The organism is Streptomyces sp. NPDC091377, assembly GCF_044757045.1.
Lineage (GTDB): Bacteria > Actinomycetota > Actinomycetes > Streptomycetales > Streptomycetaceae > Streptomyces.
This window is the reverse complement of record NZ_JBIVUE010000010.1, coordinates 228,161-251,078: the sequence shown is the minus strand read 5'-3', so window position 1 is coordinate 251,078 and position 22,918 is coordinate 228,161. Positions and strand designations below refer to the sequence as shown.

Annotated in this window: 17 protein-coding genes and 1 pseudogene; 11 read left to right on the top strand and 7 right to left on the bottom strand. The window is 72.6% G+C overall.

The window, feature by feature from the left end:
* Position 1: 1 nt before the first annotated feature.
* Positions 2–1,045 carry a helix-turn-helix transcriptional regulator gene (locus ACIQNG_RS23165; protein WP_401487425.1) on the top strand — a complete coding sequence of 348 codons (1,044 nt, stop codon included), beginning with the start codon at positions 2–4 and terminating at the stop codon, positions 1,043–1,045.
* Here ACIQNG_RS23165 and ctaD read toward each other — a convergent pair.
* Positions 933–2,615 (bottom strand): annotated as a pseudogene (gene ctaD / locus ACIQNG_RS23160) (cytochrome c oxidase subunit I); the annotation flags it as partial. The gene ACIQNG_RS23165 and the pseudogene ctaD sit on opposite strands and share 113 nt — an antisense overlap.
* A 478-nt stretch (positions 2,616–3,093) precedes the next feature.
* Between ctaD and ACIQNG_RS23155 the strand changes: the two are divergent.
* Positions 3,094–3,309 (top strand): I78 family peptidase inhibitor, encoded by a 216-nt coding sequence (locus ACIQNG_RS23155; RefSeq protein ID WP_401428795.1) that lies wholly within the window; start codon positions 3,094–3,096, stop codon positions 3,307–3,309.
* 36 nt (positions 3,310–3,345) lie between these two features.
* On the opposite strand, the gene ACIQNG_RS23150 is transcribed toward ACIQNG_RS23155, so the two are convergent.
* The gene (locus ACIQNG_RS23150; RefSeq protein ID WP_401487423.1) at positions 3,346–4,470 is read right to left on the bottom strand and encodes a phosphatase PAP2 family protein; all 1,125 of its coding nucleotides are present in this window, start codon (positions 4,468–4,470) and stop codon (positions 3,346–3,348) included.
* Between the two features lie 257 nt (positions 4,471–4,727).
* The gene (locus ACIQNG_RS23145) at positions 4,728–5,930 is read right to left on the bottom strand and encodes a mannosyltransferase family protein (RefSeq protein ID WP_401487421.1); all 1,203 of its coding nucleotides are present in this window, start codon (positions 5,928–5,930) and stop codon (positions 4,728–4,730) included.
* Between the two features lie 258 nt (positions 5,931–6,188).
* Here ACIQNG_RS23145 and ACIQNG_RS23140 point away from each other — a divergent pair, with 258 nt between their 5' ends.
* Entirely contained in the window at positions 6,189–7,856 is a 1,668-nt protein-coding gene (locus tag ACIQNG_RS23140; protein WP_401487419.1) for an MFS transporter, read from the top strand.
* A 101-nt stretch (positions 7,857–7,957) separates the two neighbouring features.
* The gene (locus ACIQNG_RS23135) at positions 7,958–9,148 is read left to right on the top strand and encodes an acyl-CoA dehydrogenase family protein (RefSeq protein ID WP_401487418.1); all 1,191 of its coding nucleotides are present in this window, start codon (positions 7,958–7,960) and stop codon (positions 9,146–9,148) included.
* A gap of 86 nt (positions 9,149–9,234) precedes the next feature.
* Here the strand turns inward: ACIQNG_RS23135 and ACIQNG_RS23130 are convergent, their stop codons facing one another.
* Positions 9,235–9,672, bottom strand: coding sequence for a cell division protein SepF (locus ACIQNG_RS23130; protein ID WP_401428807.1), 438 nt, complete (start codon positions 9,670–9,672; stop codon positions 9,235–9,237).
* A gap of 346 nt (positions 9,673–10,018) precedes the next feature.
* Here ACIQNG_RS23130 and ACIQNG_RS23125 point away from each other — a divergent pair, with 346 nt between their 5' ends.
* The 6 genes from ACIQNG_RS23125 (at position 10,019) to ACIQNG_RS23100 (ending at position 18,446) form a co-directional block, all read left to right on the top strand.
* Entirely contained in the window at positions 10,019–11,185 is a 1,167-nt protein-coding gene (locus ACIQNG_RS23125) for a DUF5685 family protein (protein WP_401487416.1), read from the top strand.
* Positions 11,186–11,901: 716 nt separating this feature from the next.
* Positions 11,902–13,656, top strand: a complete 1,755-nt coding sequence (locus tag ACIQNG_RS23120; RefSeq protein ID WP_401487414.1) for an FAD/NAD(P)-binding protein — start codon at positions 11,902–11,904, stop codon at positions 13,654–13,656.
* A 150-nt stretch (positions 13,657–13,806) separates the two neighbouring features.
* Positions 13,807–14,646 (top strand): FMNH2-dependent monooxygenase, encoded by an 840-nt coding sequence (locus ACIQNG_RS23115; RefSeq protein WP_401428814.1) that lies wholly within the window; start codon positions 13,807–13,809, stop codon positions 14,644–14,646.
* Between the two features lie 181 nt (positions 14,647–14,827).
* A complete protein-coding gene (locus ACIQNG_RS23110; protein WP_401428816.1) occupies positions 14,828–15,613 on the top strand; it encodes a DUF1684 domain-containing protein in 786 nt (261 codons plus the stop codon).
* A 288-nt stretch (positions 15,614–15,901) separates the two neighbouring features.
* On the top strand, positions 15,902–16,807 hold the full coding sequence (locus ACIQNG_RS23105; RefSeq protein WP_401487413.1) for a S1 family peptidase: 906 nt from the start codon (positions 15,902–15,904) through the stop codon (positions 16,805–16,807).
* Positions 16,808–17,363: 556 nt separating this feature from the next.
* The gene (locus ACIQNG_RS23100; RefSeq protein WP_401487411.1) at positions 17,364–18,446 is read left to right on the top strand and encodes a S1 family peptidase; all 1,083 of its coding nucleotides are present in this window, start codon (positions 17,364–17,366) and stop codon (positions 18,444–18,446) included.
* A gap of 207 nt (positions 18,447–18,653) precedes the next feature.
* On the opposite strand, the gene ACIQNG_RS23095 is transcribed toward ACIQNG_RS23100, so the two are convergent.
* Positions 18,654–19,247: a TetR/AcrR family transcriptional regulator gene (locus ACIQNG_RS23095; RefSeq protein ID WP_401487410.1), complete on the bottom strand. Its 594-nt coding sequence runs from the start codon at positions 19,245–19,247 to the stop codon at positions 18,654–18,656.
* A gap of 182 nt (positions 19,248–19,429) precedes the next feature.
* On the opposite strand from ACIQNG_RS23095, the gene ACIQNG_RS23090 reads away from it, so the two are divergent.
* Positions 19,430–20,437, top strand: a complete 1,008-nt coding sequence (locus tag ACIQNG_RS23090; RefSeq protein WP_401487408.1) for a saccharopine dehydrogenase — start codon at positions 19,430–19,432, stop codon at positions 20,435–20,437.
* Between the two features lie 123 nt (positions 20,438–20,560).
* On the opposite strand, the gene ACIQNG_RS23085 is transcribed toward ACIQNG_RS23090, so the two are convergent.
* Both ACIQNG_RS23085 and ACIQNG_RS23080 read right to left on the bottom strand, forming a co-directional pair.
* Complete coding sequence (locus tag ACIQNG_RS23085) at positions 20,561–21,622, bottom strand: DUF3533 domain-containing protein (protein WP_401428827.1); 1,062 nt, start codon at positions 21,620–21,622, stop codon at positions 20,561–20,563.
* 131 nt (positions 21,623–21,753) lie between these two features.
* Positions 21,754–22,899: a DNA polymerase thumb domain-containing protein gene (locus tag ACIQNG_RS23080; RefSeq protein WP_401487406.1), complete on the bottom strand. Its 1,146-nt coding sequence runs from the start codon at positions 22,897–22,899 to the stop codon at positions 21,754–21,756.
* Positions 22,900–22,918 lie beyond the last annotated feature (19 nt).

Sequence of the window (22,918 nt, the reverse complement as noted above, 5' to 3'; positions counted from 1 at the left end):
TATGCTCGAAACCTCCGCCCGCCTGCTGCGGCTGCTCTCCCTGCTCCAGGCCCACCGCGAGTGGTCCGGCGCCGAACTGGCCGAGCGGCTGGCCGTCACCCCGCGCACGGTCCGCCGGGACGTGGACCGGCTGCGGGCCCTCGGCTACCCCGTGCACGCCAGCCCCGGCACCGGCGGCGGCTATCAGCTCGGCGTGGGCGCCGAACTGCCGCCGCTGCTGCTGGACGACGACGAGGCGATCGCCGTCGCCGTGGGGCTGCGCACGGCCGCCGGTCAGGGCATCGAGGGCATCGGCGAGACCTCGGTGCGGGCGCTCACCAAACTGGAGCAGGTGCTGCCGCACCGGCTGCGCCGCCGGGTCGGCGCGCTCACCGCCTACACCGTGCCGATGCTGCGGGCCGAACGCGCCGACGCCGTGGACCCCTCGCTGCTGAGCGAACTGGCCGGGCTGTGCCGGGACGCCGAGCAACTGCGGTTCGCGTACCGGGACCACGAGGGCGCCGCCACCCGCCGCAGTGTGGAGCCGCACCGGCTGGTGTGCAGCGAGCGGCGCTGGTACCTGGTCGCCTGGGACCTGGACCGCGCCGACTGGCGCACCTTCCGTGTCGACCGGATCACCCCGGCACCGCCGCACGGGCCCCGCTTCGTCCCGCGCGAGCCGCCCGCCGACGACCTGGCCGCCTATGTCTCCCAGGGCGTCTCCACGCACGTCTACGCCGCCCAGGCGGTCGTCCGGCTGCTGGTGCCGCTCGCGGAGGCGGCCCAGCACATCTCACCGACCACCGGGACGCTGGAGGCGGAGACCGAGTCCACCTGCATCCTGCGCACCGGCGCTGGCGGCGTCGACGTGATGGTGATCCATGTGGTGCTGCTGGGCCTGGAGTTCGAGGTGCTGGAGCCGGTGGAGCTGACCGAGGCGCTCAGGACGGCCCGGGACCGGATGACCCGTGCTCTCCGGCGAGCCGGGTCAGACGCTCGGCCGAGAACCGCGGATGGTGCAGATCGAACGCCGGGGACTCCGAGCGGATCCGCGGCAGCGCCGTGAAGTTGTGCCGGGGCGGCGGGCACGAGGTCGCCCACTCCAGGGAGCGGCCGTAGCCCCAGGGGTCGTCCACCCCGACCTCGGTGCCGTACTTGGCGGTCTTCCACACGTTGTAGAGGAACGGCAGGGTGGACAGGCCGAGCAGGAACGCGCCGATGGACGACACCATGTTCAGCGCGGTGAAGCCGTCCGCGGCGAGGTAGTCGGAGTAGCGGCGCGGCATGCCCTCCGCGCCCAGCCAGTGCTGCACCAGGAAAGTGGTGTGGAAGCCGATGAACAGCGTCCAGAAGTGCAGTTTGCCCAGCCGCTCGTCGAGCATCCGGCCGGTGAACTTGGGCCACCAGAAGTAGAAGCCGCCGAAGATCGCGAAGACGACCGTGCCGAAGACGACGTAATGGAAGTGGGCGACCACGAAGTACGAGTCGGTGACATGGAAGTCCATCGGCGGCGAGGCCAGGATCACCCCGGTCAGCCCGCCGAACAGGAAGGTCGCGAGGAAGCCGACGGCCCACAGCATCGGTGTCTCGAAGGAGAGCGAGCCCCTGATCATCGTGCCGGTCCAGTTGAAGAACTTCACCCCGGTCGGTACCGCGATCAGGAAGCTCATGAACGAGAAGAACGGCAGCAGCACCGCCCCGGTGGCGAACATGTGGTGTGCCCACACCACGATCGACAGCCCGGTGATCGCCATGGTGGCGCCGACCAGCGCCTGGTAGCCGAAGATCGGCTTGCGGCTGAAGACCGGGATGATCTCCGTGATGATCCCGAAGAACGGCAGCGCGATGATGTAGACCTCGGGATGGCCGAAGAACCAGAACAGGTGCTGCCACAGCAGCGCGCCCCCGTTGGCCGCCTCGAAGACCTGGCTGCCGAACCGCCGGTCGGCCTCCAGGACCAGCAGCGAGGCCGCGAGCACCGGGAACGCCAGCAGGATCAGGATCGACGTGAACAGGGTGTTCCAGGTGAAGACCGGCATCCGGAACATCGTCATGCCGGGGGCGCGCATCGCGACGATCGTGGTGATGAAGTTGACCGCGCCGAGGATGGTGCCGAACCCGGTGAGCGCCAGCCCCATGATCCACAGGTCGGGGCCGACGCCGGGGGAGTGCTCCATGCTGTTGAGCGGCGCGTAGGCGAACCAGCCGAAGGCGGCCGGCCCGTCCGGCACCAGCAGCGAGCCCAGCACGATCAGCCCGCCGAACAGGAACAGCCAGTACGAGAACATGTTCAGCCGGGGGAAGGCCACGTCCGGGGCGCCGATCTGGAGCGGCATCAGCTCGTTGGCGAAGCCCGCGAAGCTCGGGGTGGCGAACAGCAGCAGCATGATTGTGCCGTGCAGCGTGAACAACTCGTTGAACTGCTGGTTGTCCACGATCTGGAGCCCCGGCCGGGCCAGCTCGGCGCGCATCAGCAGCGCCATGGCCCCGCCGATCAGGAAGAAGCCGAACGAGGTGGCCAGATAGAGATGGCCGATCTTCTTGTGGTCGGTGGTGGTCAGCCAGTCCGCGACCGCGCGGCTGTGCCGCTTGGTCCACACGGGCCGCGCCGCCGCCTGTACGGTGTCCGTCCCCATGGCTCGCTCGCCCCTTCGCTTCGTCGCGTCCCGGCAGGGCGTACGGGATTCCCGAGCGGCGGCCGTGTATTGCGGATGTGCCTCGGCCACCTCCCCGACCCGGCCCGGAGGCTTCCCGGCCCCGCCCGGAAACGGAATGGAACACGGCGCGGGGACGGCCCTCCCGGAGCTTTCCGCCGGGTATTTCCGGGGCCCGGCAGGACACGCGGGAATTGCGTTCGAATACCTGCGGAAGGGCTATGGATACCGCCTTCCGGGTGAGGAAGTTCTCATGAAACGCGTGTCGTGATCCTGTGACAGAAGCGTGACCGGCCGGGAACCGGCGCCCGGGCCGAGGGCGCTGCCGGTGACCCTGGGTGTCCGGCCCCGGTCCGGTCCTGGTCGGGCTCCGGGCCGCTGTCGGTCCCGGTTCGCCCCGGCCCGCCCCCGGGCCGGCCCTCGGCTTCCGTGTGCGCCGCGCAGCGCCTAGCGTGGCGGCATGGCACGGATACCGACACCGCCCGCGGACCCCGACGACAACCCGGACTCCTACGTCGGCCTCGACGAAGGTCCGGCCGAGCGGCGCGCGCACGAGCGTGGCTGGACGACCGTGCGTGCCCTGCCGCCGGGCGCGATCATCACCATGGAGTACCGCCAGGGGCGGCTGAACTTCGAGGTCAGGGACGGGCGCGTGGCACGGGCCTGGAAGGGATAGCCGGACAGCCCAGGAAGGCGCGGCGGGCCGTGGGGGTCAGGTGTCCCGCTGGCCGTTCGCCGTCAGGGGGCGGGCCGGGGGCGTGGTGCCACGGCCGGTGGTCCGGTCGGCGCGGTCGGTGTGTGGCGGTCGGCGGGTGCCCGCCGGGGTGACCGCGGGCCGGTCCGCGGTGGCCGGATGCGGGGCCGGGGCCAGGCAGACCGTCGTATGGGTGGTGCGCGCGGAGGCCGCGGGCTCGTGCACCGGCGGCGTCTCGTCCGCCGCACCCATCGGCGCCGCTTCCATCGGCGCCGCGTCCAGGGCGGCGGACTCGCGCGCGGTGCCGACGGTGGCCGGGAGGGGTGCGGGGGTGCCGACCGGCATGAGCGGCGTGGTGGCCGGGACGCCGGCCCGGCCGCGCGCGTACCAGCGGTCGCGCAGTTCGAGCAGCAGGTTCTCGGCGCGGGAGATCAGCGGCTCCAGCCAGGGCAGGGCCAGCAGCACCAGCAGACCGGCGGCCCAGCCGAGCAGGACGTCGCTCAGCCAGTGCGTGCCCAGATAGACGGTGGTCAGACCGACCGACAGCGACATGATGGCCGACAGCGCGGACAGATAGCGGCGGGCCCGGGGCGTGGAGGCCAGATAGGCCAGGATCCCCCAGGTGACCACGGCGTTCGCGGTGTGGCCCGAGGGAAATATGTCGCTTCCGGCTTGGAACCAGTGCCACATCTCGTTGGAGCCGACCTCGGTGGCGTAGTGCGGACCCGAGCGGCCCAGCCCGTACTTCACGGCGCCTACTGTGACGTTGAGCAGCAGCAGCGCGGTGCCGAAGGCCAGCATCGGACGCAGTGTGTGCTGCCGCCAGCAGCGCCAGCCCAGCCAGGCCGTCACCATCACGGCCGTCGGACCGCGCTGGCCGAGCACCACCCAGTAGTCGAGGAAGGCGTGCACCTCGGGCCACTGCTGGTACGGCCGGAACAGCATGGCCTGCCAGTCCACCCGCACCAGCCACGACGTCGTCACCACGGCCAGGACGATCGTGATGTAGAAGGTGAGCGTCGCGCCGAAGAGCACCACCCGGTGCCGCGTCATACGCGGCACGTCGAGACTGGGCCGCGCGGGCTCGCGGTCCAGTCGGGCGAAGATCCGGTCTAGCCGGGTCGGCTGTGGTTCGGTACACACACAATCGACGTTACAGGGAGTGAGCTGTGAAACCCGTACAGCCAGGATCTTTGTGATGACGATGTGATGTGGGATAGCTCTCAGGAGTGGTGAATTCCCAAGGAATCCCCAATCCTTGACGCGTTGCCGCCTTCAATTCCTTTGATCATTTCGGATGTGGTGTTTTAACCGGATGGGGAATTCGTTCACCGGGCACTTCCTTGGAATTCCCCGGGCGCTCACCCGATCGGGTTGCGGGCCCTCGGAGGGCGGCCGGGTCACGGGGGGCCGGAGCCGTTCAGCCAGAACGCCCCGTACACCGCCGACGCCACCGCGACCGCGCCCACCAGCGCCGCCACCCGCGCCGTCCGCAGCCGGGCCAGAGCCAGGGCGAGCGGCAGCAGCAGCGGGAACGCCGGGAGCAGCAGCCGCGGCTTCGACCCGAAGTAGCTCGACGCGCACAGCGCCAGCGCCGTGACGAGACCGGCGTACACCAGCAGCGGCAGCGGCTGACGCTGTCGCACGCACACCACGTACAGCAGGATCAGCAGGGCCACGCCCACGATCAGGCCGACGCCCGCGAGGGCGGAGGGGAACGCGGTGAACTGCCCGGCGATGAAGCGGGCGAAGGCGTAACCGCCGTCGAAGCCGTTGCGCCAGCCCGCCTGCACCTCCAGATAGCCGAGCGGACCCGCGCCGGTGCGGTGGCCCACCCACAGCACGTACCCGGCGGCGCCCAGCGGTGCCAGCAGCATGCCGGCCAGCCGCGGCCAGGGCCGCGCCACGGGGGTGTCCTCGCGTCGCTCCCGTACGAACTCCCGTAGCTCCCGTAGCTCCCGTAGCTCCCGTACGAAGGAGACGACCGCGGCTGTCCACACCGCCGCCACCACGGCCAGGCCCACCGGCCGGGTCAGCCCCGCCAGCAGGGCCAGGGCGCCGGCCGTGACCCAGCGGCCGGTCAGGACCGCGTACAGCGACCAGGCGGCCAGCGCGGTGAACAGCGACTCGCTGTACGCCATCGACTGCACGATCCCGACCGGCAGCACCGCCCACAGCAGCACCGCGCAGACCCCGGCGCGGGCCCCGTACAGATGGTCCGCCACCGCGAAGATCCCCCAGGCCGCGGCGAACGAGGCGACCGCACCGACCACGAAGCCCGCGTCCGCGTACGACAGCGGCGACACCGCGTGCAGCAGCCGCTCCAGCCAGGGCAGCAGCGGGAAGAAGGCCAGGTTGGAGTGGACGTCGCCGTTGGCCAGCCGGACCTCGTAGCCGTAGCCCAGCTCCGCCACCCTGGTGTACCAGAGGGAGTCCCAGCGGGCGGTCAGCAAGGTGTACGCGCTCTTGTCGCGCGCGGCGCTCCACACCGCCAGCACGACCAGGCCCAGCACCCGGACGGCCGCGTACCCCAGCAGTGCGGGGGCGACCCGCCCCGGCCGGGAGCGGGGGACTGCTGCCACGCGCGTCGCAAGATCGGTCACGCACCCGATTATCGGATGCGCCCGGAATGCCCCGGCACCCCCGCCCCTCCCGCCCGGCCGACGTGGCGTACGCCACACCGTCCCGTCGAACCGGTGAGAGGTCCGCCACTCGGTGGCCGTGGGGACTCGCGTACTCTGACGTGTCACTCGCCGTGCGTCGCGCGGGCCGGAGCCGCCGCTCCTCTCCGGCCAGGTCACGGGGGAGTCCCCACCCCCGCGATCCCGCCGACGGCGAGGGAACTTCTGGGAGGTACATGCATGTCCGGGACGACCACGGCCGCCGCCGCGCCGCGCCGTCGGGCGGCCGGGGCCGGTGCCGACCGCTGGGTCGTCCTCGTGGTCCTCTGCACCAGCCTCCTGCTGGTCGCCGTCGACGCCACCGTGCTGCACGTCGCGGTGCCGGCCGTCACCGAGGATCTCAAGCCCAGCGCGATAGAGCTGCTCTGGATCGTCGACACCTATCCCCTTGTGTGCGCCGCGCTGCTGATCCTCTTCGGCACGCTCGGCGACCGGATCGGCCGCAGACGGGTCCTGCTCCTCGGATACGCCCTGTTCGGTGTCGCCTCCGCCCTGGCGGCCCTCGCCGACACCGGCCAGACCCTGATCGTGGCCCGTGCGCTGCTCGGCGTCGGCGGCGCGATGATCATGCCCGCGACCCTGTCCATCCTGCGGCAGGTCTTCCCGGACCGGCGTGAGCGGGCGCTCGCCATCGGCATCTGGAGCGCGGTCGCCGCGGTCGGCGCGGCGCTCGGTCCCCTGCTCGGCGGGTTTCTGCTGGAGCACTTCTGGTGGGGCTCGGTCTTCCTCGTCAACATCCCCCTGATGCTGATCAGCCTGCCTGTCGGCCGGCTGCTGCTGCCCGAGTCGAAGGGCACGGGCGACGGCCCCTGGGATGTGATCGGCGCGCTCATGGCGGCGGCCGGGCTGTTCGGGACGGTCCTCGGCGTCAAACGGCTGGGCGGCGGCGAGCAGGTGAGCAGCGTGTTCACCGTGGTGCCGCTGGTCGTGGGCGTGCTGCTGCTGGTGCTGTTCGTACGCCGTCAGCAGCGGCGTACGCACCCTCTGGTGGACCTGCGGATGTTCGCCCGGCCGACGTTCAGTACGTCCGTCGGCTGCATCGTGCTGGCGATGCTCGCGCTCGTCGGGCTCCAGCTGATCGCGGCGCAGTATCTGCAACTGGTGCTGAGGCTGTCGCCGCTGGAGACCGGGCTGCGGCTGCTGCCGCTGACCTTCGCCGCGATGGCCGCCGGGCTGTGCGGGGCGCGGATGCTGCGGGCGTTCGGACCGCGCCGGATGGTCAGCGCCGGGTTCTGTCTCACGGCGTTCGCGGTGGTGCTGCTGACCGCGATGGGCCGCACCGACGACGCCCCGCTGCTGGTGACCGCGTTCGTCCTGCTCGGCTTCGGACTGGAGACCACCCTGTTCGGCGCGTACGAGTCGATGCTCAGCGAGGCGCCGCAGGAACAGGCGGGCGGGGCCGCCGCGATCGGGGAGACCTCGTACCAACTCGGCGCGGGCATCGGGATCGCCCTGCTCGGCAGCGTGATGAACGCGGCGTACGCGCCCGGCCTGAAGTCGGTGCCGGGGGTGCCCGCGTCGGCGTCGGCCTCGGCGGGACACTCGCTGGGAGAGGCGTACGAGGTGGCGGGGCGCCTCGGGGGGCCCGCCGGGACCGCCCTGCGCCGGGCCGCGCGGGACTCCTTCGTGCACGGGCTGCATGTGACGTTGTTCGTGAGCGCGGGTCTGCTGCTGCTCGGGGCGGCGATGGCGCTCCGGCTGCCGCGGGTGATGCAGTGCGAGGGCGTCGTGGCCGAGGTCCCGGCCCCTCGCGAGCCGACCCGGGCCCCGGCCTCGACCCCGCCCCCCAGCCCGGCTGCCCAGCCCCCGACCCCGGCCGCCGCCCATGACTCCCTGCTGAGAAGGTGACGGGTGCTGGACCTCGGGGCGGGCAGGTCGTAGCGTCGACGGCACTCGGCCATTAGCAGTGCTAGTTTTCGTTCGCCCCCCCGGCCTCTGGAGGTCCTCCCATGTCAGCGAAGTCCTCGCCCCCGGCCTTCGACCCCCATGACCCCCTCGGCCTCGACGATCTCCTCGACCCCGAGGACCTGGCGGTGCGGGAGACCGTACGGCGATGGGTGGACGACCGGGTCGGGCCTCATGTCGCCGAGTGGTACGAGAACGGGGAGCTGCCGGGCATCCGGGAACTGGCGCGGGAGCTGGGGAGCATCGGGGCCCTCGGTATGCCCCTGGAGGGATACGGGTGCGCGGGGGCCAGCGCCGTGCAGTACGGGCTGGCCTGTCTGGAACTGGAGGCGGGCGACTCCGGCATCCGCTCGCTGGTGTCCGTACAGGGATCGCTCGCCATGTACGCCGTCCACCGGTTCGGGAGCGAGGCCCAGCGGCTGGAGTGGCTGCCCCGGATGGCGGCCGGTGAGGTCATCGGCTGCTTCGGGCTGACCGAGCCCGACCATGGTTCGGACCCCGCGTCGATGCGGACCCACGCCCGGCGCGACGGATCCGATTGGATCCTCAACGGGCGCAAGATGTGGATCACCAACGGCTCCGTGGCCGGGGTCGCCGTGGTGTGGGCACAGACGGAGGACGGGATCCGGGGGTTCGTGGTGCCCACCGACCGTCCCGGCTTCTCGGCGCCCGAGATCCAGCACAAGTGGTCCCTGCGGGCCAGTGTCACCAGCGAACTGGTGATGGACGACGTACGGCTGCCCGGTGATGCCGCGCTGCCGGAGGTCGTCGGGCTGCGCGGGCCGCTGAGCTGTCTGTCGCACGCGCGCTACGGGATCGTCTGGGGCGCGATGGGAGCGGCGCGCTCCTGCTTCGAGACCGCCGTGGACTACGCCACGTCGCGGGAGCAGTTCGGGCGGCCCATCGGCGGCTTCCAGCTCACCCAGGCCAAGCTCGCCGACATGGCGGTCGAACTGCACAAGGGGATTCTGCTCGCCCACCATCTGGGGCGCCGGATGGACGCCGGGCGGCTGCGGCCGGAGCAGATCAGCTTCGGCAAGCTCAACAATGTGCGCGAGGCGATCGAGATCTGCCGTACCGCGCGGACGATTCTCGGCGCCAACGGGATCTCCCTCGAATACCCGGTGATGCGGCACGCCACCAACCTGGAGTCCGTACTCACCTACGAGGGCACCGTCGAGATGCACCAGCTCGTGCTGGGCAAGGCACTCACCGGGCTCGACGCCTTCCGCTGACGGGCTGCCTCCCGGTGGCGCGCGCGGGCGCGAGCGGGCGCGAGCGTGGGCACGGCCGTGGGCAGGGCCGGGTGACCGGCCCTGCCTCAGCTCTGGTTGAAGAACCCGTCCGCGCGGTGCGCGGCCGATTCGCCGTTGATGATCTCGGTGTCGGCGGGGGTCAGCAGGAAGACCCGGTTGGACACCCGCTCGATCGAACCGCGCAGACCGAAGATCAGGCCCGCCGCGAAGTCGACCACGCGCTTGGCGTCCCCCGGCTCCATCGCCGTGAGGTTCATGATGACGGGGACCCCGTCCCGGAACAGCTCGCCGATGGCGCGGGCGTCCCGGAAACTGTCCGGGGTGACCGTGCCGATCCGGCGGCCCTTCTCCTCGGCCGAGTCGCTCGCGACCTTGACCCGGGGGTCCGTGACCCAGGCGTCCCCGGGCTCGTTGCCCTCGTAGTTGTCGTCGTCGTAGTACCGCTCGTCTTCGCTGTCGTCGACGAGGCCGAGCCACGCACTCGCCTTGCGCACCGATCCCATGGACGCCTCCTCTCACTTCGGTCTTGACTGCGTTCCGCATCCCTATGGTCATCCATGATGCGTGTGACGCGCCAAGTGGATAGACGCCGCGCGGGGGGTTTGTGACGGTACTGGTGCACAGCGAATCCGTCGAGAGCCCGTGCGCCCCAAGGCTTCCAAAGGTCGCCGCGGGGAGGGTTGCTGACTGAAAGTGAAATATGATTCTTCACGGCGTACGGGTGACGGACGGGTCGTACGGGTGAACGGGTCGGCCATCGTGGGGTCATAATCGGCCAATACGATGCGGCGCCGGGGGGCGTCGGACCGACGCGGCGTCACATCTCGTACGCGACACGGGGGGATCGACTTGTTCGGAATCGTCAGGCCCTGCCGACACCGGCTCGGGGAGCGGCTCAAGGCCCAGTGGATGGCGCACTTGTGCGGGCTCTGCCTCGCGCTGCGCAAGGATCACGGGCAGTTCGCCCGGATCGTCACGAACTACGACGGTCTGCTGATCTCCGTTCTGACGGAGGCTCAGCTCGACGGACGGGCCAGGGAGGCGGGCGCCTGGCGGCGTACGGCCGGACCGTGTCCCCTGCGCGGGATGCGCACCGCCTCCGTCGCCCAGGGCGAGGGCGCCCGACTGGCCGCGGCCGTCTCACTGGTGCTGGCCTCCGCCAAGGTGCGCGACCATGTCGCCGACGGGGACGGGCTGATGGCCCGCCGCCCGGTGGCGCTCGCCGCGCGCCGGGTCGCCGGCCGATGGGGGCGCGCGGGCGCCCGGAGCGGCCATGCCGTCGGCTTCGACACGGATGTGCTGGTCAGGGCCGTGGACCGGCAACTGGAGATCGAGGCGCTCGCCGGTCCCGGCACCCCTCTGCTGACCGTCACCGAGCCCACCGAGTCGGCCACCGCGGCGGCCTTCGCCCACACCGCCGTTCTCGCCGGACGGCCGGGCAACGCCGCACCGCTCGCCGAGGCCGGGCGGCTCTTCGGGCGGCTCGCGCATCTGCTGGACGCCGTGGAGGACCGGGACGCCGACGCCGCGTCCGGCGCGTGGAACCCGCTGACCGCCACCGGCACCCCGCTCACCGAGGCCCGCCGGCTCGCCGACGACGCCGCGCACGGCATCCGGCTCGCCCTGAGGGAGGCGGAGTTCGCGGAGGGCAGGCTCGCCCACCGGCTGCTCGTGCATGAACTGCCCGCCTCCATCGACCGGGCCTTCGGCACGGCGTCCTGCGGACACCCCGGACACGCCCAGGGCGCGCACGGCGCTCAGGGGGCGTTCCCGTCCGCGCCGCCCGGCGGTCCCGGGGCCCCGCAGCCGCCCGAGCCCCCGCGGCGGCGGCGCGGCACGATCGAAGGGTGCGCGGTCTTCCTCGCCCTGGCCTGCACCTGCCAGCTGTGTTGTGGGGAGTACGACGACCCCTGGACCGGCGAGCGCAAGCAGGGCGGCTGTGACTGCAGCGGCTGCTGTGAATGCGGAAGTTGCTGTGACGGGTGCTGCTGCGACGGATGCGGCTGCGACTGCTGAACGGACGCGGGACGCGGACACGGCGCAACGGGACAGGGCTACCGATCCCGGACGCGGGTCCGGACGGGGATCGGGCGTGGATCCGGACGGGGATCGGGCGTGGATCCGGACGGGGTCCGACGCGGATCCGGCCGCGGTGGCGACCGTTGAAATCGGCCCGCGGGATCAGCCGTACGTGTTCACCGCTGGGTTGACGCGAGGGGAGGGGGCGCGTGTGAAGGCGGAGAGCGGCGCGTCCCGGTGGAAGGGGGACGCGCTTGCCGCCCGTTCAGCCGCGCGGGCCGCGGTCACAGGGACCTGCGGTCGCACGGGCGTGCGGGCGGGGGCGGCGGATGCCGCAGCAGGGGGTCAGCTCAACAGGAACAGGAACAGGACCACACGCGACCGAGGTCGATGTGGGAGCGGGTGACCAGCCACTGCTGTGGATACATGGGCCAAGTGGAACAGGCATCCGGATTCCCGTCAACAGACCTGAGACGTACGGCTCACAGTTCGGACAGCCTTGACACGGGCCGCGAATCGACCCGTACTCTCATCGCACCACGGCCCTGCTGAGGGGCTCGGCCGTGCGGCGCCCACCGGCGCCCGTGTGAAGGCATCACCCGTGTTCGAACCGTCGCGCCACGGAGCCTTCGCATGCCTTCCCGTGCCTCCAGCACCCCCGTCATCCCCCTGGCCCCCACCCCACCTTCCTCCATCCCCCTGGGATCCGCCCGATGAGGGCCTCCCTGGTGATCGTCGGCGCCGGGCCGCGGGGGACCGGTGTCGTCGAACGGATCGCCGCCAACGCACCCGAGCTGTACGCCGGTCCGGGGCTCGACATCCATCTCGTGGACCCCCACCCGCCGGGCGCGGGACGGGTGTGGCGCACGGCCCAGTCACCCCTGCTGTGGATGAACTCGCACGCCGAGGACGTCACCATGTTCACCGACGAGACGGTGACCATGGCCGGACCCGTACGCCCCGGGCCCACCCTCCACCAGTGGGCCGGTGTCGACGGCCGGACGTTCACCGACCGCCGTCTCCAGGGCGCCTATCTGAGCTGGGTGCACCAGGAGGCCGTGGCCGCGCTGCCGCCCGGGGTGCGGGTCCACCACCATCCGCAGCGCGCGCTGCGGGTCCGCGGACCGCGCGAGGGCCGCCAGCAGGTCTGGCTGGAGGGCCGGCCGCGCCCGCTCCTCGCCGACCTGGTGATCCTCACCCTCGGCCATCTCGACGCCGAACTGGACGACGAACAGCGCGCGCTGGCGTCGTACGCCCGTGACCACGGACTGGTCCACATACCGCCCGAGTTCACCGCCGACACCGACCTCGGCGCCCTCGCCCCCGGCGAACCGGTCGTCGTACGCGGCTTCGGGCTCGCGTTCATCGACCTGATGGTGCTGCTCACCGAGGGCCGCGGCGGACGCTACGACGGCGACACCTACGTCCCCTCCGGGCGGGAGCCGGTGCTGTACGTCGGATCGCGGCGCGGAGTGCCGTACCACTCGAAGATCGGCTACGACTTCACGGGGGAACGTCCGCCGCTGCCGAGGTTCCTCGGGCCCGCCGAGGTCGACGCGCTGCTCGCCCGGCCCGGCGGCTTCGACTTCCGCCGGGACGTCTGGCCACTGGTGGAGAAGGAGCTGGGCTTCGCGCACTACCACCGGCTGTTCACGGCCCACCCCGGGCGGACCGCGCTGGACTGGGCCGAGTTCGAGAAGCGGTACGCGGCCGGGGACCCGGAGCAGGTGGCCGCGCTGGTCGCCGAGGCGGTGCCCGATCCGGCGGACCGGCTCGACCTCGCCGTACTGGACCGGCCCCTGACGGGAGTGCGGTACCCCTCGCACGAGGAGTTCCAGCAGGCGCTGCGGACCTACGTCGAGCGGGACCTGGTACGGCGTCACGATCCCGCGCACAGTCCCGACCTGGCCGTCTTCCTCGCCCTGCTCTCGGTCTACGGGCAGCTCGTCCGGCTCGGCGACATCGGGCCCTGGTGGCACGGGTTCTTCAGCTATCTCGCCTCCGGGCCGCCGGGCCCGCGGCTGCGGCAGCTCGGGGCGCTGTCGCGGGCCGGGGTGGTGCGGTTCGTCGGCGCCGACCTGGCGGTGACCGCGGAGGACGGGGTGTTCCGGGCGTCCAGCCCGACCGTGCCCGGCTGGTCGGTCGAGACCCGGGCGCTGGTGGAGGCCCGGCTGCCGCACCCCACCGTGGAGCGCGCCCGGGACACGCTGCTGCGGGAACTGCACGCCGACGGCGCCGCTGCCACCCCGGACGGGCTGCTGGCCGTGGACCCGGACGACGGACGGGTCCTGGACCGGGCCGGACGCCCGCACCCGCGGCGGTTCGCGCTCGGCCCGCACACCGACGGGCGGGGGGCCGGCGCGTTCACCCGGCCGCGCACCGGGGGACCGGCGTTCCGGCAGAACGACGCCACCGCCAGAGCCGTGCTGCTCTTCCTGCGGACCTTGGCCGAGCGTGCCGCCGCGTAGGTGCGCCCGGTCGGCGTGCCCGCACGCGTGGTGCCCGCACGGGTCGTGCCCGCACCGGTCGGGCCCGCCGTCGGTGTGTGCGCCGTCGTCGTGTCCGCCCTCGTCGTGTCCGCGCTCGTCGTGCCCTCAACCGTCGAAAGGGTTACTCCGATGACCTCCTCGTACGGTCGTGGGCTGCCGCATCTCGCCGTCGCCGTGGACCAGCCGCGCGAGGGCGACGCCGGGGCCCAGGTCGAGCTGATCCGGCTGGCCGAGCGCGGTGGGCTCGACTTCGTCACGCTCGGCGGCGGCGGAGACCTGGTGGACGCCCTCGGGGTGCTGGCGTACGCGGCGCCCTTCACCAGCAGGATCGGGCTGGTGCCGACCGTCACGGGGGCGCAGGGCGTGGCGGCCGTCGGCGCGCTGGACTGGATCAGCGGCGGACGGGCCGGGGTGCGGGCCGACGGGCCGGGTGACTTCGGAGATCTGGTGCGGGTGGCCGACGCGGCGGCGCGGACCGGGCGGGCGGGACGGTGGGCCGATGTGGTGCTGGTGCGGGCCGGGAGCGCCGAACAGGCGGCGGGGCTCGGTGCCGAGGTGCGTCGCGAGGCGCTCGCCGCCGGACGGGATCCCGCCCGGGTGCGGGTGCTGGCGGCGCTGCTGGTCGATCTCGGGGACGGGGAACGGGCCGCCGAGCCGGGCCATGGGGGAGGCGGCCCGCGCTTCACCCCGCGCGGACCGCTCTACCGGGGTGGGCCCGTCGATCTGGCCGAGCTGATCAGGACGTGGCACGCGGCGGGCGCGGTCGACGGTTTCCATCTCACGCCCGTCGAACCGCGCCGCGATCTGGAACGGCTGGTCAACGGGACGGTGGGGCTGCTGCAACACCGGGGGATGTTCCGCACCTTCTACCCGGGCAGCACGCTGAGGGAGCACCTGGGGGTGGCGCGCCGGTCGTCCGGCGGGCGGGGACGAGGGACGTCAGGCGTTGAGGGGGCGAGGACCGTCTGAGGGAGGGGAGGGGAGGGGAGGAGGGGAGGGGAGGGGAGAAGAGGGGAGGGGAGGGGAGGGGAGGGGAGGGGGAACGAGCAGGTCGAGGGGCATCGAGGGGCATCGAGGGGCATCGAGGGAAGTCGACGGACGTCGAGGAACGGTGAAGAACGGTGAGAAACGGTATGGAAAGGTGGGGCGCATGACAGAGGACGCATCCTGGGCCTGGAAGCAGTGGCACGAGCAGCGGGTGGAGAGTGTTTCGGCACCGTACGGGCCGCTCGCGCTGACCGGCACGCACTGGCTGGAGGACCTTCCGGAGGGGCGAATTCCGGACACCCCCGGGGTGTGGCGGCCGGACGGTGACGCCGTTGTGCTGAGCGCCGGCGCGGCCGACGGACTGACCGTGGACGGCGAGCCCTTCGCAGGTCAGGTCCGGTTGGGCGCCGACTCCGGTCCGGCGGGCGCCGCCCGGGTGGCGTCGGGGGAGCGCAGACTGGTGGTGCTGGAGCGCGAAGGGTCCTGGGGCGTACGCCCCTTCGACCCGGACTCCGAGGCCCGGCGGGAGTTCCGGGGCATCGAGGCCACGCCGTACGATCCGCGCTGGTCGGTGCCGGGGCGGTTCACCCCGTACGACCGACGGCGCACCGTGCGGGTCGCCAACGTGGACGGCCGCGAGCGGGGGCTCGGGCTCGGCGGTGAGCTGGCCTTCGTGCTGGCGGGGCATGAGCTGACCCTCCAGGTGTCGGTGGAGAGCGACGGCTCGCTCTGGGCCGTGTTCGCCGACGCCACCAGCGGCAACGGCAGTTACCGCTTCCGGTTCCTGCGACCGGCGGCACCCGACGCGCAGGGCCGGACGACGGTCGACTTCAACCGGACGCTGCTGCCGCCGTGCGCCTTCGCCGATCACTTCATCTGCCCCTTCCCGCCGCCGGGGAACCGGCTGGGTGTGGCGATCCCGGCGGGGGAGCGTGACGTGGCGGTCTGAACCGGCGCTCACGCCCGCACCAGCGTCCGTATCTGCGCCGACACCTGCGCGTTTCGCCGGAACGCGCCCGTCGGAACCGTTCACCACAGCGGCCGTCGCCCCCGGGGAAGCGCAGGGGGCGCGGCCGAAAGGCCCCCTTGTGCCGATCGGCCGTGCCCCCGAATACTCCCCCTCAGCGCTTGTCAGGGGCACGGCATCTCCGGAATCCGGGCTGTCCACCCCTGGCTGCGCCTCACGGGCCCCGACCCCACGAGAGGGCCCCCGACTTCCCCTGTGGAGGAACGACAAGTGAGGATCAAGCGCACCACCCCCCGCAACGGTGTCACGAGACCGACCCGGCTGATCGCCGTCTCCACCGGACTCGTCGCCGCGGCAGCGATCGCGATCCCCAGCGCGACCGCCTCGGACGTCACCACGTTCAGTGCCAACCAGCTCAAGAGCGCCGGCGACTCGGTGCTCAAGGCCAACATCCCGGGCACCGCCTGGGCCGTCGACACCAAGAACAACCGGGTGCTGCTCACCGTCGACTCGACCGTGTCCGACGCGGAACTCGACAAGATCAAGAAGCAGGCCGGCGGCAACGCCGACGCCCTCACCGTCAAGCGCACCCCGGGCAAGTTCAACAAGCTGATCGCCGGCGGCGACGCCACCTACGCGACCAGCTGGCGCTGTTCCCTCGGCTTCAACGTCCGTGACAGCGCGGGCGCCTCGTTCTTCGTGACCGCCGGTCACTGTACCGACGGGGCCGGCACCTGGTACGCCGACTCCGCCCGGGCGACCGTCCTCGGACCGACCGCCGGGTCCAGCTTCCCGGTGAACGACTACGGCCTGGTCCGTTACAGCAACACGGGCATCGCCAAGCCGGGTACCGCGGGCTCGGTGGACATCACCAGCGCGGCGACGCCGTCCGTCGGTACGAACGTGATCCGCAGCGGATCCACGACGGGTACGCGCACCGGCCGGGTCACCGCGCTCAACGCGACCGTGAACTACGGTGGCGGGGACGTCGTGTACGGGATGATCCAGACCACGGTGTGCGCCGAGCCGGGCGACTCCGGTGGGCCGCTGTACGGCAGCAACGGTGTGGCCTACGGGCTGACCTCGGGTGGCAGCGGTAACTGCACCTCCGGGGGGACCACCTTCTTCCAGCCGGTCACCGAGGCGCTGAGCGCGTACGGAGTGAGCGTGTACTGAGACGCGCCCCTCGCGGGGACGTGGTCCGGCACCCCGTCCGCGGGGATGTGGTCCGGCACCCTGTCCGCGGGGATGTGGTCCGACCCTCGTCCGCGCCGGGAGGTGATCTGACACCTCGTTCGCAGGCGGACGGGGCCTGACACTCCGTTCGCACGCGGACGGGATCTGACCTCTCGTTCGCACACCGACGGGATCTGCCATCTCGTCATCACCCGAGAGCCCCCACACGGATCGCGGTGTGGGGGCTCTTCGGCGTGAGGGCTCGGGTGGCCGGTAGTCGATTTCAGGACAGGACTAGACCTCACCCACCGCATACCGGTTACTCGCCCGTAGTGTTTGCGCCGCGAACGACCCTCGTCTTGACCGTGCATGCACAAGTGGACGGGAGTGCGTCCAAGGCGTAGGGGGCGCACGGTCGTTGTCGTACGCGCGTCCTGAAGTCGACCTTGTGTGCTCCCTTCGGGGGTCGGGATAGTGGGCGGCCAGTCCATACATCTTTTCGGCCGGTGAGGTCCCCACAACCTGTCCGGCCGATCCCCCCACAGGAGGACATGAGTTGAAGCACCGACGCATACCCCGGCGCCGAGCCGCCCTCGCGGGCGCGGGAGTCGCCGCACTGATCGCCGCGGGTGTCACCTTCCAGAGTGCGAACGCGAGCGAGGCCCCGGCCACCCCCGAGCCCAGGACCCTGTCGGCCCCCGCGGCCGGAAAGCTCGCCTCGGAACTCGGCCCGGAGCTGGGCGGCGACGCGGCCGGGACGTACTACGACGCGAAGGCCGAACACCTCGTGGTGAACGTGGTGGACGAGGCCGCCGCGCGGATCGTCGAGGAGGCCGGGGCCAGGGCCAGACTCGTGGAGCACACCCTCTCCGAGCTGACCACCGCGCGGACCACCCTCAAGAAGGACGCCACCATCCCCGGGACGGCCTGGGTGACGGACCCCACGACCAACAAGGTTGTCGTCACCGCCGACCGGACCGTCTCCGACGCCGAGTGGGCCACGCTCACCGAGGTCGTGGACGGACTCGGCTCGACGGCCGAACTCCGCCGCACGAAGGGGGAGTACCAGCCCTTCGTCGCCGGCGGCGACGCGATCACCGGCGGTGGCAGCCGCTGCTCGCTCGGGTTCAACGTGGTCAAGGGCGGCGAGCCGTACTTCCTGACCGCCGGGCACTGCACCGAGTCCATCGCCACCTGGTCGGACGGGTCGGGCAACGTCATCGGTGAGACCGAGGTGTCCAGCTTCCCGGGCGACGACTACGGCCTCGTCAAGTACACGGCCCAGGTGGACCGTCCCAGCGAGGTCAACCTCTACGACGGCTCCGCCCAGCAGATCGACGGCGCCGCCGAGGCCACCGTGGGCATGCAGGTCACCCGCAGCGGCTCCACCACCCAGGTGGACTCCGGCGCGGTCACCGGCCTGGACGCCACCGTCAACTACGGCAACGGCGACATCGTCAACGGCCTGATCCAGACCGACGTCTGCGCCGAGCCCGGCGACAGCGGCGGCTCCCTGTTCTCGGGCAGCAGCGCGATCGGTCTCACCTCCGGCGGCAGCGGCGACTGCACGTCCGGCGGGGAGACGTTCTTCCAGCCGGCCACCGCGGCACTGTCGGCCACCGGCACGCAGATCGGCTGATCGTCCGGTAGGGCCGCCCGGCCCGGCCGATCCTCCCAAGTCCCGCCCCGCGCGCGAGGGGCGGGACTTCTGCGTGCGGGACTTCTGTGTGCCGGGGGCTGAGGGGGCTGGGGGCCGGGAGATGGGGGACTGGGGTTCGGGGGCTGGGGCTGGGGCTGGGGTTCGGGGTTCGGGGTTCGGGTTCAGGGTTCGGGTTCGGGGGAGGTTTCAGCGACCCTTCCCCGGGGTGTCGAGGGTGCCCATGATCAGGTCGGTCAGCGCGGTGACCGACTCCTCGGTCGTCGCCCGGCCCCGGTTCAGCTCGGTGGCGATCGTCTCGGCCGCGCCCAGCAGTCCGGCGCAGCGCAGCCGGAGCGCCCGGGGGGCGAGAGCGGAGTAGGGCGCCAGAGCCTCGGCCATCAGCGCGGTGTAGCCGTCCAGCGACTCGCGCTGGGTCGCCTCCCTCTCCGGACTGCCCTTCAGGGCGGCGGACACGGCGGTGAGTTCCGGCATGTCGGTGGCGCAGACGAAGTACGCGGCGCTGATCGTCCGGGCGATCTCGGACGCCGTGCCGGCGGAGCCGCGCAGCGCCAGCGCGGTGGCGTCCTGGTGGCGCTCGTCCAGCCGCCGGTAGAGGGCGAGCAGCAGGCCGGAGCGGGTGCCGAAGTGGTCGTAGACGATCGGCCGGCTGACCCCGGCGGCCTCCGCGAGGGTGACCAGCGTGAGTCCGTCGGTGCCCTGGCCGCGCACGATCGCCACGGCGGTGTCGAGCAACTGCTCCCGTCTGGCCTGCTTGGACAGCCGGGTCGATGCGGGCGCCATGGGCTCTGCTCCTCGCTGCGCGGCCGGTCGGCCGTTCCTTGCGTTGCCCCCGGAGTCTAGGTTACAAAACGTAGCTACAAGATGTAGGCTACGAAATGTAAGTTACGTTGTGTAGGTTGCCGGGCGTGAGTCGCGGTGTGGCGTGAGGAGGGCGTGTGGGGCATGCGGGACGTAGGGAGCCGGTGTTGTTCCTGGGGGGTTCCGGGCAGGCGGGGTCGGGGGCGGCCGGGCTGCTGCGGAGGTGGCATCCCGAGGTGCCGCTGGCCATCGCCGGGCGTGATCTCGGCCGGGCGGAGCGGGTGGCCGGCGAACTCGGGGGCGCGACCGCCGTGACCGTCGACCTCACCCGCGCCGACCTCGGGCTCCCGGCAGGGCAGGCGTACTCGGCGGTGGTCGCGGCGGTGTGGGACAGCCATCTGCACGGGCTGCGGTACGCGCAGCGCCACCAGGTGCCCTACCTCAGCCTCTCCAGCGGGCTGACGGACATCGGGCCGGAGGTCGTCGCGGGCGCCCAGCGGTCCACGGCGGCACCGATGCTGCTGGCCAGTCACTGGTGCGCGGGGGCGCTGGTGTTCGCGGTGCTGGACCTGGCGCGGGAGTTCGAGCGGATCGACACCATCCGGGCCGATGCCCTGCTGGACGAGAACGACGCCGGCGGCCCCGCGGGCCTCGCGGACCTGGAGCGCTGGGGGGCCGTCACCTCGGCCGGGCTCCAGCGCCACGGCGGCCGGTTCGCCTGGGTCGACGGGACCGACGCGGACGTGGAGGTGCTCACCACCGACGGCCGGGCGGTCCCCGGCCGCAGTGTCCCCATCCTCGATGTGCCGAGCCTCGCCCTCGCCACGGGTGCCTCGGACGTCCGTTTCGCCTTCGCGATCGGCGAGTCCGCGGGCCGGCGGCGTGGTGCGGGGCCGTCCATCGAGGTGCGGATCGACCTCGAAGGGGTGGACGCCGGGGGCCGGGCGCTGCGTACGACCCGTCATCTCGTCCACCCCGAGGGGCAGCGCCCGCTGACCGCGCTCGGTGTCGCCCTCGGCGTCGAGCGGCTGACCGGGCTGCGCGGGCCGGCCGTACCGGCGGGGATCCACACCCCGGAGGCGCTGATCGACCCGGCGTACGCGGCGGAGCGGCTGGCGGAGATCGGGGCGGGTTATGTGGAGGGGGTGCCGTCGGCGGGGGTGTCCGGCTGACGGGGTTCGGGCCGGGTGAGGTGGCCCGGGCCGGGCTGAGGGGGACTCGTGCGCGAGGGGAGGGAGGGGAGGGGCCTGGGTCGGTTCAGGTGACGGGGGTCGGTTGAGGTCGGCCGGGGCGGCTCAGGTCGGTTGGGGTGGGCTCAGGTCGGCCGGGGTCGGCTGCGGGCGTCGTCGTCGGAGCGTCGCCGCCAGCATCGTGACGACGATGCCCGCCAGTGCCCACGCCGACAGCACCAGCAGGGAGGCGGTGAGGTGGTTGCCGTCGAAGTAGGAGATCGAGCGCGCCGCCCAGGTGCCCGCGCCCGGGGGCAGTGCGGGGCCGATGGCCTGCCAGAACGGGGGCAGCATCGGATACGGGAAGGCGCCGCCCGCGCTCGGGTTGCCCGCGATCACCACGAGCAGGATCGCGAGGCCGATACCCACGATCCCGAACACTCCCTGGAGCGCCAGGGTGGCCGCGCCGACCGCGAAGGTGATCAGCGCGCCCAGCCCCCACAGGGCGGCCACGCCCCCGGGCAGCGCGTCGAGGATCGGTCCGACGATCAGCGCGCCGCCGAGCCCGCCGACCACCGACACCAGGGCCATCGCACCCAGCCGGATCAGAGCGCGGCGCGGGTTGGCGGGCCGCGCCCCGGTGCTGATGGCCAGGATCGAGGCGCACAGATAGCCGCCGACGCACCAGCCCACCACCAGATAGAAGGACGACAGCCCGTTGAAGTCCTGGGAGGAGGTCGGGGCCACGTCGACCGTGCGGATCGCCCGGCCCTCGGACTTCTCGACGGTGCCGACCAGACGCTCCAGCGAGGCCGCCAGCACCGTGCCGCCGCCGGAGGCGACGAGAAGGGTGTCGGTGGGGCGGGCCGGGTCGGTGATCAGGGCGCCGTCGAGGTCCCGGTTCAGGATCTGGTCGCGGGCGCTCGCCTCGTCGGTCACCACGCGCGCGTCCAGCGGGGAGCCCGCCAGCCGGTCCAGCCGGGTCGCCGTCCGCTCGGCCGTCGCCGCCGGGGCGACCACTCCGAAGGGCACGTCCTTGGGCTTCGGGTCGTGGAGCGCGCCCACATAGGAGGCGATGAAGAGGAGTTGCAGGGCGACCACGCCGACCACCAGCAGGGTGGCCCGCGGGGTGACAGCGTCCCTCACCTCGGCGAGAAAGCCGTGGCGGGTGTCGGCGGTCTGTGTCATGCCCTCACGCTCCGGGCAGCGGGCCGTCTCCGCAGGCGGGAAGGGGCCGAACGGATGCCGTACGGGTGTTCGGTGCGGGATGGGCCGGGAGGTGGCTGAGCGGGCGGTGCCGGGAGGCGGGGTACGCCCTCTCAGGCGACCTTGCGCGGCGACGGCGACGGCGACGGCGACGGTGACGGCGACGGCGGCGGCGGCGACGGCGGCGGTGCAGGGGCCGATGGGGGCAATGGGGGTGGCGATGGGGGAGGCGACGGGGGTGGCGGCGGGGGAGGCGGCGGTGGTGGGGTTCCGGCCGGGCGTACCGCTCCCGGGCCGAACCGGTCGCGGGCCCGGTCGACCGCGGCCTCGATCCGGCGGGCCTTGTCGTCGGTCGGGTCGAACAGCAGTTGACGGGGGGCGTGTTCGGCGGGGAGCAGATCGTCCGCGCGCAGGGCGAGGGAACGGACCCGGGCGCGTTGCAGACCGAGCCGGTCGTGCAGGGCGTGGGCGAGCGCGGTCAGGGGCGGGGTGTGCGCGGTCGCCTCCCGCAGGGCGCGGGTGCGGACGGTCGTCGAGCGGTCCGCGTAGCGCACGGTGAGGGTGAGGGCGCGGGCCGCCTGGGACTCGGCCCGCAACTGGAGGCCGAGCCGGTCGGTGAGGGCGAGCAGGGCGGCGCGCTGTCGGTCGCGGTCCAGTTCGTCCTGGGGGAAGCGGTGTTCGACGCGGAGCGAGCGGGGCGGGTCGGCGGGCCGTACCGGTGTCGGGTCGAGACCGCGGGCCGCGTCGTGCAGCCGCCGGCCCGCCTCGATGCCCAGGATCCGCTGGAGGGTGCCCAGCGGTGCGGCGGCGATCCGGCCGACGCTGTCCAGGCCGTACGACGACAGGGTCCGGGCGGTCGCGGGCCCCACGCCGTGCAGGGCGGCGGCGGGCTTGCCGGCCAGGAAGGCGGCGACCGCGTCCAGGTCGTCGGGCAGCACGCGCACCGCCGAGGGCGGGCCGTCGGCGGCGACCATCCGGGCCAGCATGGGGTTGCCCGCCACCCCGACCGTCGAGCGCAGCCCGTACAGCCCGCCGGTACGGACCCGGATCCGCTCGGCGAGCGCGAGGGCGTCCGTGCCGAAGTAGCGCAGACTGCCCGAGGCGTCGGCCAGCGCCGTGTCCGGCGGCAACGCCTGCACCACCGGCGTGAACTCCGCGAGCAGATCGAGCAGCCGCCGGTAGAGCCGTTCGTCGGTGAGGTCGTGGAAGTGGATGTACAGAATGACCGGGGCCGTACCCGCGGTGTCCGCCCTCCTCATCCCACCTGTCCTACCTGTC

Coding starts and splice junctions, on each gene's coding strand:
- ACIQNG_RS23165 (WP_401487425.1), top strand. CDS start 2: ATGCTCGAAACCTCCGCCCGCCTGCTGCGGCTGCTCTCCCTGCTCCAG.
- ACIQNG_RS23155 (WP_401428795.1), top strand. CDS start 3,094: ATGGCACGGATACCGACACCGCCCGCGGACCCCGACGACAACCCGGAC.
- ACIQNG_RS23140 (WP_401487419.1), top strand. CDS start 6,189: ATGTCCGGGACGACCACGGCCGCCGCCGCGCCGCGCCGTCGGGCGGCC.
- ACIQNG_RS23135 (WP_401487418.1), top strand. CDS start 7,958: ATGTCAGCGAAGTCCTCGCCCCCGGCCTTCGACCCCCATGACCCCCTC.
- ACIQNG_RS23130 (WP_401428807.1), bottom strand. CDS start 9,672: ATGGGATCGGTGCGCAAGGCGAGTGCGTGGCTCGGCCTCGTCGACGAC.
- ACIQNG_RS23120 (WP_401487414.1), top strand. CDS start 11,902: ATGAGGGCCTCCCTGGTGATCGTCGGCGCCGGGCCGCGGGGGACCGGT.
- ACIQNG_RS23115 (WP_401428814.1), top strand. CDS start 13,807: ATGACCTCCTCGTACGGTCGTGGGCTGCCGCATCTCGCCGTCGCCGTG.
- ACIQNG_RS23110 (WP_401428816.1), top strand. CDS start 14,828: ATGACAGAGGACGCATCCTGGGCCTGGAAGCAGTGGCACGAGCAGCGG.
- ACIQNG_RS23095 (WP_401487410.1), bottom strand. CDS start 19,247: ATGGCGCCCGCATCGACCCGGCTGTCCAAGCAGGCCAGACGGGAGCAG.
- ACIQNG_RS23085 (WP_401428827.1), bottom strand. CDS start 21,622: ATGACACAGACCGCCGACACCCGCCACGGCTTTCTCGCCGAGGTGAGG.
- ACIQNG_RS23080 (WP_401487406.1), bottom strand. CDS start 22,899: ATGAGGAGGGCGGACACCGCGGGTACGGCCCCGGTCATTCTGTACATC.